Source organism: uncultured Paraglaciecola sp., from assembly GCF_913058035.1.
Lineage (GTDB): Bacteria > Pseudomonadota > Gammaproteobacteria > Enterobacterales > Alteromonadaceae > Paraglaciecola.
The window spans coordinates 1-13,366 of sequence record NZ_CAJXPA010000129.1 but is presented as its reverse complement, the minus strand read 5'-3'; the positions used below and the strand labels follow the sequence as shown (position 1 = coordinate 13,366).

Here is a 13,366-nt window from a genome sequence, read left to right as displayed (position 1 = left end):
AGACCACGTTAATTAATACCAATTTTTAATTAATATTTTCTTCAAAACATATTTTAAAATATATTTCAAAAATTATAAAAAGTCTTTTCCAAATCTAATGTACGACCCATAGTTGATGATAAATTATCCATCACCTTAAGGAAATGTCATGGACTCAGTTGCAACGCAGGTAAACATTTTTATGAAAGGTCATTTCTCAAAGTACTAAATACGATACTCAATTAAAGGTTTAGTAGTAAGGCTTATTTACAGGGCAGTTTGTATAATTTTGTTGGCGGTGTGAAAATCTTTATATTCCGCTCGTTTAAATTAACAGGCTATGTCGGAGCTTAAGGTTTGGAAGGTAGCGTGATTAATATTGATATTGGTATTTCTTAATCAGACGATATTGCAAAGAGTAAAACGAAGATGGAAGCGGGTTAAAAGCAAACTTAATAATATTGCAAGACGAAGATAATGTGTTATCGATAGTTAAATTAGGCACCAATTCGGTAAACTTTTAAGTCGGAATTTTACTAAAGCTGATGATTAATGGGATTTACTTTTTGACATACTTTCAGCACTTAAGACAAAACATTAAAGATAGATGGGCTTTTAGCTATTACTTTATCGCTAAAAACGGAAATTAATATGAATTCACAGCGAAATACACCGACTCAATTTCAAACCATAAGTCCTCAGAGCAAAACAATTGAACCTACAAAAACCTACCTTCCTTATCTCAGAATCCAGCTTGAGTAGCATCAAAAAATACTTGTTTAATATCAAAAATATCATTAGATTTGCTATTAATTAAGTTAGTTTCATTTCTCTTTATAAGTCCTTAGACAGTTGTGGACCAGCAATCCAACTTACTGGTATGGCTTAAAATTAGCCTTGCCACTTAAAAATAATAGTAATTTGATGTTTTTTGATGCGCCTTAAAAAGTAATGTTCAAATGTGTTATTTTTATAATGTTAGTGTCTGACCGCTGAGTGTATTTAGAAAGCAGGCTGTTGCTGAAATAACCATTGAATGGCCTCAGAAAATTCTGCGCGCCATAATTGCTCATTATGTTCACCTTTGGGTACGCGTTTAAACACAGTATTTTGCCGAGGGTGGCCTTGCTGTCTGAGTTGTCGTTGCATTTTACCAGTATCGGCTATCATACCATCCCCTTCTTTATCGCCATACATTACATATAAACGTGCATCTAATGGCGCTTTTTTGAGTTGTGTAAAGGAAAAAACCTGCTGAGAGTACCAATAAGAAGGTGAAAAGATCCCTGCTTTACTGAACACGGTTGGATAGGCATGTACTGCGTAGTGAGAGATTAATCCACCCATAGAACTTCCCATAATAGCGGTGTGTAGACGGTCTGCACGGGTCCGAAAGTTGGTATCGATGTAGGGTTTAACGACTTCTACAATGAAGTCCATATATTGCTCACCCTGTGCTTCGCCAAAACGTTTATTTACCCATGGAGAAAGCTCATTCATTCGAAAATCGCCTCCATTATCAATACCCACAACAATTAACTCAAGACCATGTTTCTCGGCAAGTTGGTTGAGTGATTCGTCGACCCCCCACTCACCTTCATTTGCAGTCATGTTGTCAAACAAATTCTGGCCGTCGTGCATGTAGACGACTGGGTAACGTTTTTCTGATGTTTGATAACTAGGGGGTAAATACAATCGAATACTGCGCTGTCTGTCTAGTCCAGGCATAACGAATTGGTAAGGTAATACTTCAACATTGTCGCCAACACTAGAGGTTCTTAATGGCTCACTACAAGCGAATAATGTTGTGGTCAATATTAACAATACATTTCTTATCATTAGCTGATTGCTCATGGCGTTGTCTCCACGGATTGTATGGATGATAAGCTTAATCCTGTCATGGATAATTTTTTTTCAACTATCAAGGTTTGCTCTTTCTCAGTTAATAAATGCACACGTAAATATACTTCTACTTTTAGTAATAGTTTTATTTTTCAACAGTCAAAAAAATAGCTAAATTTATTTGTGCTGTTGTTAAAAATAGCTGAATAATGCTTGTAGATTGTCAGCATGGCAAACCAATACCAACAGCTAATCTAAGCTCTAAATTTCACTCTAATTCGACTTTTTTAACCCAATACTTCGTCTATTTAATGGATCTGTTCTTGCTAGCGTTAATTTTATTGGCATACAGTTAACCAACATTACTGGGCTAGAAGCGGATATTTTCATCACATTGTTATAATGTCTATAAATTTTTAAGACGTATTTAATTAACGTCCGTCAACGTTCCTTTGTTTATCCGGCACTAATAAACAGTCACACATCGGTAATCAAAAATACGGGTATCTAATAGTTCACCCCGTTCTAAATTTTCACTGCTATCTTCTGCTACTTTTTAGCCAGAGTGAAACAAGGTAGTCGAACAATCAATACATGCTCCACTAAGCCAAGTTTAGCATTTGGGTCACTTCAACCTTTTCCACAAAATAATTACTTAATAATATGTTGCTCGACGTGGTTTATTAATAAAACCACATTTGTTGCTCAGTACCTTGTTGATTAGTTTGAACTGGAAAAAATTCCGTTTTCGTTGTATTACATTATAGCCTTATGGAAAATTTATAACTTAGCATTAGCATACAAATAATCCGCTTTACCTAATACAAAACATTCATTGATTTTTGAGTTTAATGAGCTACTTGGAAAACGCCAAATTTATACCAGCAGTATTTCAGCCATACCATATCATAGCAACAATCATCCACCCGATTGCCTAACCAAAAGTTAGGCAATACCTCTTAATTTACACCAAGAGTCTGGCACCGTTTTTTCTGACTAGAATATTGCATGCTTTTGAATACCAAATGGCTAATATTCATTAGGTTCAAGTACGAGGTCGAAACGCCCAATAAGTATACCCTTCAATTTATTTTACTGTTCCATACAAATATGGAAATTAGACTGAACTTTACGGGAACTATTGTCGAACTCCTTGGGCGATGATTTAATAAACCGTTAATCAACAAAGACTAATGCTCACACTGGGGCAAAAATGCTTTGAAGTTTGTCCGATGGCATAATAAAAATAATTATTTTTAACCGCATTGAATGAATCTTCTCGGCATTAAACAAAATCAGGATTGTCGCCACCAATAACATAAGCTGAATAATCGGTGATCACCGGTTAGGGCTCACCAGCATAACAGATATGTGTAATGCCATTTTTTACCCTTGCAATGTCATACCGATAAAGTGGCGAATATTGCGTTTTCCACTTTGTTATTTAGTCCACCGAAGCTTATTAACCGAAGCTTATTAACCGAAGCTTATTAACCGAAGCTTATAAATAGTGTAAGTGCTTCCAAAGAGCCAAGTAAATATCTTTTAAAAAGGGCCCAATCTACAGTTTTTAAGAGAAAAAAAGGCAACTTTTTTATCGTCTTGTTGCTTGTGTGTGGTAATTTTTTCAGGTGCTAGTGAGTATCTAATAATGAACACACGAGTAATAAACTAAAAAAGGAAAATCCCTTTTGATTAATATTTGTCAAACACGTTAATGATCCCTTCATTAAGCTAGCCAAGTCATAGCTTAAAGAGCTGTTATCTAATAAATTTTACATACGTATTTACAACAGATAGATCTTCCTGGAGACGTCATCTGTTTTTTAAATCAGATCGTTTGGGGAAGCTTAAGCTGTTATAATTATTGCCTAATTATAACTTTAACTAAGAAGTGACACATCATATGAAAATATTAATCAGAAATCTTGACAGGGAAACCACTGAGCAAGAACTACAAACTGCTTTTGAAGCACATGGCAAAGTGCAATCAAGTGTCATAGTCAGAGAAAAATCGAATGGCTTATCTAAAGGGTTTGGCTTTATCGAAATGCCTAAAGCTGGCGAAGCAAAAGTAGCAGTTAAAAGTCTTAACGACAGCATGTTAGGTGCTAATAAAATCAGAGTTAAATACGCAGAAGATAAGGCTGAAACTCAAGCTAAACCAAAAGAGGATTAGTTCAGTTATCACATCATAAATGCTCAAGATGCAACAGTTGTTTATTGAGTTAGAGTTAGAACTATGACTTTTACCCACAAATTTGATCCCTAGCAATAAACGCCACTGACGATTACCCACCTGTCACAACTTCTCCCTTATGTTAATGCCTGGTCTATTAATAAAGATAAGGCATCAACATGAAAACGTTTACAGTGTTTATTTTAATTTCTGTTTTAGCTCGTTGTAGTTATGAGCCCAAATCCCCTAAGGTTTTAGCTTACCTGAGGGAGATATTGCTGATGATGATGAAAGCTCCAAAATGCGAATATTTAATGACATGATGACAGTACAAGAACTGATTAATTTAGTGGCATTTTTGCAACTCAAATATAAACTAAAACCCATCACATACACCCATTATGGCAGGCCGGTATTTGTATATGGATTCCATCGCTGAAACACTGGATAAAAATTGTATGAGTGGCATCTGCATAAGGTATTTCTGTTTCTAAACGCTTTGCCCAATAAAGCTCCAAGAACGTTAAACTGATATTGAATAATAGAGAAAAAATAATATCAGCAACTCCAGCATACTATGTTCGACTGGTTGCCTAATTTGTTAAACTGCAATCAAAGACGTGTTTAAAGTACACCTTATAAGTTGGCTGAACATTGCTTCGTTCCATGCAATAAAATATATACGCCCATTGGTTTAGCTGCTAGTAAAATTCACTTTTTATCTAAAAGTGGTAATGTCAATTTTATCGTTACATGCACCCATTGGAAAGCCATATAACTTAAATATAGAACATGAAATTTATAAAAATAAATTGTGTTGTTTATTTGTTGCTAAAGGTATCTCAAAGTTTCTATGTAATCAGGATAAATATCGAATAGGAAGATAATATTGTGACGGTTAGCCATATTTAATTTGCCTATCAAATAAAACTTCAGCTTGCCTAATTCAACGTTTTAATGAGTTGATTTAACATACCGTTTTTATGTGTGTAACCTTTTTTTAAATATCCCATTCTCATCCTTTTACTTACAAAATTAACCAACGTACTGATCAAATTCACTAACATGCCGATTTAAAAAACCAAGAACAATCAGATACTTTGATTTAAATCACACCGCTATGGATTAAATAATGTTAATTTAAAACCTATCTTTTTAACTAACCACAGTAGCTATTTCAAACGTGAAAATAAACTTATTAACATCACAATTTTCTGTACAAACAAACAATAAATTAGTAATTTATCATTGCAGATTTGGAACAACTAAGCGTTAGTTGGAATGTTAAAATTAAAGGATACTAATGAATTCTAAGTTGGAACAAACACTAGTGAGGTTTCGCCTCTCTTTTGTCGCTGAGTTGGATGGAAAGTTAGCTCTGATAGTCAAATACTGGTCTGAGGTTAAAACTGCAAAATCTATGGTTGCAATCAAACAGTTTAGATTCGAAATACATAGTTTGAGAGGATCTAGCGCTAGCCTAGGTTTTTTAATACTCAGCAAAAAACTCGGCATAATTGAAGAGAAAGTTGTTTCTTACGAGGAGCAAATAAATAGTCTAGAAAGTATCATTACTTTTATTGAAACTGATATCAACTCGATAATTGAAGTATCAAAAATTAATCCCAATCCATTATTGGCATAGGGGCATATTAGATTCTCAAGATGTTTTGTATGAACTACAAATAAATCGTAATTAGGCTTGCAATCTTCACAAGAAGTTTACAGGCTAAAAATAAATGCTTTAATTATCGCAAAGTTGAAGTAATAGATTTTGGAGCAGATTATGTACTCAAAAAAACACCTCACTTAACCTTATTCCGCAGCACATTGATAGCGTAATTAGAAGAATCTAAGAGCTCCGTTATCTTGCGATCATAGTCAGCTTATTCGGTGTTCTTAATCATCGAAATATCATGGATACAGCAACTTATGCCCTCAGTTTTGCTTCCTGCCAACAAAATTAGATTATGGTGATGATGATTAATTTTAAAACGTTAAGGAAGAATGTTAGCTTGGGCTTTGATAATGCTTAATTTACTTAGGGCATTATTACTTCAGTCAGAACGTATTAGTGAGCGTATCAGCCGTTATAGGAGAGAATTTTTTGGTGGCTTCTAGCTTTTTGACCATCACAATCATCTAAAGCAATACAAATAATGTCCTAAGCTCTTATTTACAAATCAACCATAACATTGCTGAACAACCATTTAATTTTAGTGCAGAATTGAACAATTCAAACGGCCATATGTAATTCAGCGAGTTTATATCCTCAGCTAATACTGCTTTATAATTAATAAAAAACGATTCGTGATAGTTTAATTTTTACATAAAAAGTCCATTATTACTGTCACTAATGAAAAATTAGCCTATAGGTAGTTCTGTTGCTTACCCACTTAGCCAATATGCTGAATTCAATGCCAATATTTCAAGCAAATTCAATGGGTTTAATATATTCAATAATTTTTTGATTATCATACATGTCTTTAAACGCCTGTCCTAAGCTATCACTTTTTGAAATAACCGTTTGCCAATATTCTATACGTTGTGCTGCTGGCATGTTTTGAAAATCTTTTCTGTCAGGTATTTTGCCATAAGGTAGGCTAGCTACAAATTCATCAGAAGGGACCAACATGACTACGTCATCGTAACTACTAGCATGAGGTAGACGCTTTTTAAGTGACTTATCAAACCAGCCAGGTATTGGTTTTGAGTAAAAATGTGGATAAAGCACTAAGCCTTTTTGAGGTCCAAAAGTTAAGTCAAAATGATAATCAATTATTCCACCGTCTCGATACATGCCTACTGGTGCACCATCAATATTTTTCACACCTTCAATCACAATAGGAATAGAGCCTGATGCCATAAGAGCCTGTGATAAATTTTTTGGTGACAAGGACACAAAATGTGAAGACATATTATTAGGATCGTTGACTTTTAAATCAGAATTAGGGGATGAAAATAAGTAACGTTGATAAAATTTTTCTAACCATTTACGTTTGACCACATTAGCACTGGCGCTGGCAATCAACCCTGTCATTTGTAAAGGCTTTGCTTCAAATTGAGTTAACCCTTTGCACTTAGCCACAATAAAATGCGCTTTAATGACTTGATTATTAATAATTTCTTCACAACCATCTGGACCTAATACATAGTTCAGTAGTGCCGTTCCTTTTTCAGTAATTTCTTTAGCCGTCGGTTTATCGGAATATACCGTACGCGAATAACACTCAACTAAACGATTAGTTGCAGATAAAGGATCTTGTTGTGCGAAACAGGCGAACCGAAACGCTCCGGCAGATGAGCCGATGATATTGAGGGGTCTGGTACGCCCCGAAAAAAACTCAGGGAAGATATAACGATCCAATCCTGCTAACACAAACCATTTAGGTCCGCCGGATGCGCCCAACATATAATCAAATAAATCTGAGCTAAAACCTTCCTTTTTAATCCTTGAAAGGGCGTTTTTTCCAGCATAAATATCTAAAACCTGCATGTTTTTCCTTTTTTATAAACACTATTATTTTTAATCAAAATAAAATATCTCAGTAAACTAAATCATTTAAACATTCAGCGTGTTTTTAAGTTGAATCTATGAAACGTTATAAAAGTTCAACCGACATTAACAACTTGCACAATAGACACATCTAAATCAAAGAAATCACTACACGGCTATGTATTGTTCCACTATTTATGCATGATAAGCACTTCATCATAGGCAATAGCGTTCAGCATTTGCATAGAATTTTTATTTTGTTATTTATACTTCAAGAGTTTTACTACTCCCTTAAAACAGATGTATGAAAAACGCTTACCGCTTGTGTATAAGATAAGGTTATTACCAACTACACTGATATAGCTATCTTTATATTACTCATAAACAACCTTAAAGTGATGTAATTTCGATCAACTTTGAGTTTTAGGGTGTTTTGCAACCAGTCGTAAATTTTTCATATTTATCAGTATATTAAACAACATATAAACAGTACTCAACAGAGTTATCCACAGATATGGTGGATAAGCCTAACTTGGTATTATTTCAGTCGACTGTTTTTGTTTTAATTTTAAAAACGATGGTTAGTATTACATTTCGCCAAACATAAAGTTGTAACTTATAAACAAAAGACCTTCACGCCTGAGCTATCATTAAGAATTAGGATGCTGTTATCGAGTCGCTACGTTATACCAGTTCACTTCCAACTTATACAAACCATCGACATTAATAGTCTGTTAACGAACAAAATACAGTCGTTTATTAACATACCCGCAAAGCCTTTTTATTAATTCAGTTTTTGTGGCGTAATTAACTCACATCTGATGATGAGATACGTTTTAAAGTTGAGGATTAAGGAAGGAATAAAGAAGTTAAGCGTGTTAACGAACTATAAAAAATATTGAGCAATAACGATGGCTTATAGAATTTACGTTAGTACTAGGTTATATCTGTAACGGTATCTCGTGAATTACCGCATATGTAAATACATTTGAATACTAAGGCTGGGTAATGTAACAAGTAGGCATGTTATTAATCCTTAAATAATAGGCTAAATCTGACTTATAAATCTTATGAATTTTGCACAGAGTTGGTCGCTTAATTGAAGTAAGGTTGAAATCACAAAGATACTAAAAGAAAAATTATATTTACTGTTGTGAAAACACTATTCGTCATTACATTTTTGAATTTTCAAGCGATTGTCAACAAGCAGTTGCACAGTAGAAAACGCCTCATCAGGTAATAAAAAACTTAGAGAATAATTTATATAAGCACTTATACTGAGTGTGAAAAATTCAGTTCTCAACCTTAATTAGTCAGATAATTTATCCAACAGGCTCTTATGCCTCATGTGGATTATCGTTAAACGGTTTTAATAATTTTTAGAAAATAGGTAAAAACAGCTAAAAAACAGACCTTTTACATCATCGTGTAACTAATATTTTCATAAACACTTAACATCAGCACAAGTGCTAAACAATCACCTTTGAATCTGCCGCGTCACTGACAAAATTGTGAAAAAGTTATGAAAAATAGCACGGTAAAAGTATATCTTAATAAGGCGCACCGGTTATTGCTTTCACTTTAAACGTAGTTTGGATAAGAGCTACCGATATACAAACAGTCACATTAGTGATTGCTTAGTTAAAATACCTGTTTAGTTTAGTTTAGCTTAACTTTAAATGTTAAGTTTTATCCAAGGGCAATAAAATTTTAGTAGTCGGTGGCAAACACACTGATCTGATTCGCTATTTTCTAAGTTTATACACTACATTTCTTAGCTTGTTAAACACATATAAAGTAATGAACCATCTGCTATTTATGTAATATTAGATTAAGTATTCTTATCGGACGCTCAAAAGCCTCATGATCATACTTTACCTGAATCACCTTTTATCGTTATAGTCGGTGTTATAGGAAATTATTAACTCAATAGGACATCATGACCACCCTGTATGGCATTAAAAACTGCGACACCATCAAGAAATCACGTGTTTGGTTATCAACAAACAACATCGACTATACCTTCCACGATTACAGACAGGACGGTTTGGATGAACAATGGTTAGAAGCTACAGAACAAATCTTAGGCTGGGAGATAATGTTAAATAAGCGTGGCACTACTTTTCGTCAATTAACTGAAGAAAAAAAACAAGGCCTTGATAAAACTGCAGCCCTAACATTAATGCTTGAATATCCAGCAATGATCAAGCGCCCAATATTAATTTGCAATAATAAATATTTTATTGGTTTTAAAGCAGAACAATACGCGAAGGTATTTTTATGAGTCGTACTTTAGATTTGACTAAAAATTTAATCAACAGAAAATCTGTTACCCCTGAAGATGCAGGTTGTCAGGAGTTGATGGTGAATATACTTAAACCTTTGGGATTTAGAATTGAAGACCTAACCTTTGCTGATACTAAGAACATTTGGGCTCGAAAAGGCACAGCTGAGCCACTGTTTTGCTTTGCCGGTCACACAGACGTGGTGCCTTCAGGCCCGGAACAAAATTGGCAAACTCCACCCTTTGAAGCCACAGAAAAAAATGGTTATGTGCATGGCCGAGGCGCAGCAGATATGAAAGGTAGCCTAGCTGCAATGCTAGTGGCGACAGAAAATTTTGTAAAAACGAACCCACAACATAAAGGTTCAATTGCTTTTTTAATTACCAGCGATGAAGAAGGCCCCTTCATAAATGGTACTACTAAAGTCATTGATACCTTGGAAGCCCGAAACGAAAAAATCACTTGGTGTTTAGTTGGCGAGCCATCAAGCACTAATGAAGTGGGAGATATTGTCAAAAACGGACGCAGGGGTTCGCTTACTGGTGATTTACTTGTCAAAGGCATACAAGGGCATGTTGCTTACCCACATCTGGCTAGAAACCCTATTCACGAGTCGACACTGGCCCTTGCAGAATTAGCAAACACCCACTGGGATAATGGTAATAGTTCATTTCCCCCTACTAGCTTTCAAATATCTAACATCAATGGCGGTACAGGCGCCGGTAATGTTATTCCTGGTGAATTAAAAATTTGTTTTAACTTTAGGTTTTCAACAGAAGTGACTGACCAACAGTTGATAACTAGAGTGACTACAGTCTTAGACGCTCATAAGTTAGATTACGATATTAATTGGACATTTAATGGTCAGCCTTTTTTAACAAACTCTGGCGAATTAGTTCAAGCAACACAACAAGCCATCAAAAACTGCACTGGCAGAGAAACGCTGTTATCTACAGCTGGAGGCACTTCAGACGGACGGTTTATCGCACCAACTGGAGCGCAAGTGATTGAACTTGGACCAGTTAACGCAACCATCCACAAGATAGATGAGTGTGTGAAAATTGACGACCTCGATACTCTCGCTAATATTTATCAAGATATATTAAAACGGTTGTTGACGTGATCACTCAAGCTCATATTTTAGGTAAAGATGACAGCATATTAGTAGAATGCCAAAACGGCTTTCAACTTTTACCTGAAGTCTGTGAAGCATTTAAACAAATGCAAGCAGCGGCATCTGAAGACGATGTAGATATAAGAATCGTTAGCAGTTATCGAAGTTTTGAGCGTCAATTACAAATTTGGCAAAACAAGTGGTCAGGAAAAGCAACACTATTGGACGTTAATGAAAAAGCCTTGGATGCTTCAACACTTTCGGATCAAGAGAAATTAATAGCAATACTCACTTGGACTGCATTACCAGGAGCCAGCCGTCATCATTGGGGCACTGACTTAGATGTCTATGACAAAAAATCTATAGAACAAAGTCAGCATGATTTTAAGCTAGTCTGCAGCGAATACGATGAAGGCCCTTGTGCTTTACTTAGCAACTGGCTAAACAAAAATGCCAGAAAATTTGGTTTTACCCGGCCTTATTCTGAGTATAAAGGTGGCATTGCTCGGGAGCCGTGGCATTTAAGCTTTCAATCAAGCGCAGATGAAATGAGTGCCGTGCAAGACGAACATATGTTATTGGCTCATCTTAAAAAGACAGATATCTTTGGTTTAGATACAATCTTGTCTAATATGGACAACCTTTATCAGCGCTTCATTTTAAATAGAGGTCTAATATGAATACTTGGATAGTGGTACTGATTATTACGTTGGCCTTTGGCATGATTATTGGAAACATATTACTACTAAAAAAAAGTGCCAATCAGGTTATGCCTATAGTTAATAAGGATAACAATGCCTCATATGATCGATTTGAAGACAAGGATGATTAATTTCACTTTCAACATCAACCATTAAGAATTTTTTCAATGAAAATATTATTACTGGCTAATAAAGATATCGCTAGCAATTTAGCGCTCAATTATTTATTTCAAACCATTGGCAAACAGCATCAATTTAGACTTTTATTGTCGGCAACTGTTGGGCAAAGCATTCAAAAAAAACCACAGCAATTAGTAGAACTCGCTTTTTTTGAACAACGTTTATTTAACGAAATACTCTTTCCTGCCCTACAAAATGCGCCATCATCCATCATTGGGAAATTCCTCAGTTTTAATGGATTTAAAACACTGGGCTTAGAAGTTTCAGATATTCGTTCGATAAACTGTCAAGACGGATTTAGAAAAGTAAATGAGTTTGCACCGGACCTTATCATTTCAATTCGATTTGGCATCATCCTACAACCTGCAATCATTGCTGTACCCAAATTCGGTGTTATCAACTTGCACTCTGGAGAACTACCTATGTTCCGTGGAGTCATGGCAACATTTAGAGCCATGCAACAAAATAATGCTAAGTGTGCCACTACTGTCCATTATATTAGAGACAGTGGCATAGATAGCGGAGAAATAGTGACTATCAGCAAACGAATATTGGATTATCGTCGCTCTTATTTATACAACACATTATCACTTTATAAACAGGGTGTTAATGATGTGGTTAACGCTATAACTCAAATTAAAAACGAAGGAAAGTGTAAAAGTTATTCTACTTATTCACAGGGTAACTACTTCTCATTTCCCCATGAGCAGGAGCTCAACAATTTTCAACAAAAAAATCTCAAGCTGTTCGAATATCAAGATATTATTGATTTTGAAGGCAATGCAAATGGATTTAAGATTTTAACCGAAACAAGAAATGGTGTTGAGGGAGGTTTGCGATTAACCTATGCAACGTTAGGTGCTTTTATGAAATACCCAAAAGAGTCACTTCCTAAAAAACCCACTCCTTATATAGGAGACAAAAAATACGGTGTTTTTCAATCTGACAAAGTGTTTTTTGAAGAAGTCGCCCAAGAATTGGGGTTGATTAAAAGGGATCTCACTGGAGATTTTAATTACTGCCGGCACCCCTTGGCATTTTTAGTAGAAGCAGAAGACGATATTTGTTATACGATAATTGCTTTTGAAGATGTAATAAACCTAGTTTTAATAGACGAAGAGTTTGCCTTAGAGTATTTAATAACACTGGTAAAGGAAACGATTAATACTGAAAAATACAACCAGCTTTCAAGGACATCAGATCGATTGGCGTACTTAAGATCCCTCGCCATAAACACATTAATTACGGAAGCAGTTGCTATGTTTATTGAAAATGAAGAGGCTATTTTAAAAGGGAAATATTCAGAATCTTTGCTTGATAAATCTAAGTACAAAGCTCAAATTGATGATATTATTAAAATCAGTATTGAGAAAGTATATGAAAGTAAAGAAGTGGTTGAAAAAGAAATTTCAGGATATCATATCATTGCTACGCTACTCGATACGTTTACCATTGCCGTCGAGAATTATTATAGCGACCGTAAGATTAGACATTATGACCGACTGATTTTACATGATTTTGAAGAGAATTTGAAAGAGGATCTTTCCGTTTATGAGTACGTGATGCTTTGTTGCACTTATATTTCAAAGC

9 protein-coding genes are annotated in these 13,366 nt (G+C 35.0%); 7 read left to right on the top strand and 2 right to left on the bottom strand.

All coding sequences use genetic code 11. The annotated features are described in order from the left end of the window. Nucleotides 1–981: 981 nt before the first annotated feature. Nucleotides 982–1,833: an alpha/beta hydrolase-fold protein gene (locus tag QZ562_RS15285; RefSeq protein WP_293761848.1), complete on the bottom strand. Its 852-nt coding sequence runs from the start codon at nucleotides 1,831–1,833 to the stop codon at nucleotides 982–984. A gap of 1,894 nt (nucleotides 1,834–3,727) precedes the next feature. Here QZ562_RS15285 and QZ562_RS15280 point away from each other — a divergent pair. Both QZ562_RS15280 and QZ562_RS15275 read left to right on the top strand, forming a co-directional pair. Beyond that, nucleotides 3,728–4,000, top strand: coding sequence for an RNA-binding protein (locus QZ562_RS15280; protein WP_293761846.1), 273 nt, complete (start codon nucleotides 3,728–3,730; stop codon nucleotides 3,998–4,000). 1,303 nt (nucleotides 4,001–5,303) lie between these two features. After that, nucleotides 5,304–5,645, top strand: coding sequence for a hypothetical protein (locus QZ562_RS15275; RefSeq protein ID WP_293761844.1), 342 nt, complete (start codon nucleotides 5,304–5,306; stop codon nucleotides 5,643–5,645). Between the two features lie 783 nt (nucleotides 5,646–6,428). On the opposite strand, the gene QZ562_RS15270 is transcribed toward QZ562_RS15275, so the two are convergent. Next, nucleotides 6,429–7,496, bottom strand: coding sequence for a patatin-like phospholipase family protein (locus tag QZ562_RS15270; protein WP_293761842.1), 1,068 nt, complete (start codon nucleotides 7,494–7,496; stop codon nucleotides 6,429–6,431). A 1,939-nt stretch (nucleotides 7,497–9,435) separates the two neighbouring features. Here QZ562_RS15270 and QZ562_RS15265 point away from each other — a divergent pair. From QZ562_RS15265 to QZ562_RS15245, 5 genes are all read left to right on the top strand, one after another. Beyond that, the gene (locus tag QZ562_RS15265; protein WP_293761840.1) at nucleotides 9,436–9,780 is read left to right on the top strand and encodes an ArsC family reductase; all 345 of its coding nucleotides are present in this window, start codon (nucleotides 9,436–9,438) and stop codon (nucleotides 9,778–9,780) included. Beyond that, complete coding sequence (dapE, locus tag QZ562_RS15260; RefSeq protein WP_293761838.1) at nucleotides 9,777–10,904, top strand: succinyl-diaminopimelate desuccinylase; 1,128 nt, start codon at nucleotides 9,777–9,779, stop codon at nucleotides 10,902–10,904. The genes QZ562_RS15265 and dapE overlap by 4 nt, the downstream gene beginning before the upstream one ends. Then, a complete protein-coding gene (locus QZ562_RS15255; RefSeq protein WP_293761836.1) occupies nucleotides 10,901–11,575 on the top strand; it encodes a M15 family metallopeptidase in 675 nt (224 codons plus the stop codon). Before dapE ends, QZ562_RS15255 begins: the two co-directional genes overlap by 4 nt. Beyond that, nucleotides 11,572–11,727, top strand: coding sequence for a DUF2897 family protein (locus QZ562_RS15250; RefSeq protein WP_293761835.1), 156 nt, complete (start codon nucleotides 11,572–11,574; stop codon nucleotides 11,725–11,727). Before QZ562_RS15255 ends, QZ562_RS15250 begins: the two co-directional genes overlap by 4 nt. 36 nt (nucleotides 11,728–11,763) lie before the next feature. Further along, nucleotides 11,764–13,366: formyltransferase family protein (locus tag QZ562_RS15245; RefSeq protein WP_293761834.1), on the top strand; the 1,603-nt coding region annotated here is incomplete at its 3' end.

Coding starts and splice junctions, on each gene's coding strand:
- QZ562_RS15285 (WP_293761848.1), bottom strand. CDS start 1,833: ATGAGCAATCAGCTAATGATAAGAAATGTATTGTTAATATTGACCACA.
- QZ562_RS15280 (WP_293761846.1), top strand. CDS start 3,728: ATGAAAATATTAATCAGAAATCTTGACAGGGAAACCACTGAGCAAGAA.
- QZ562_RS15275 (WP_293761844.1), top strand. CDS start 5,304: ATGAATTCTAAGTTGGAACAAACACTAGTGAGGTTTCGCCTCTCTTTT.
- QZ562_RS15270 (WP_293761842.1), bottom strand. CDS start 7,496: ATGCAGGTTTTAGATATTTATGCTGGAAAAAACGCCCTTTCAAGGATT.
- QZ562_RS15265 (WP_293761840.1), top strand. CDS start 9,436: ATGACCACCCTGTATGGCATTAAAAACTGCGACACCATCAAGAAATCA.
- dapE (WP_293761838.1), top strand. CDS start 9,777: ATGAGTCGTACTTTAGATTTGACTAAAAATTTAATCAACAGAAAATCT.
- QZ562_RS15250 (WP_293761835.1), top strand. CDS start 11,572: ATGAATACTTGGATAGTGGTACTGATTATTACGTTGGCCTTTGGCATG.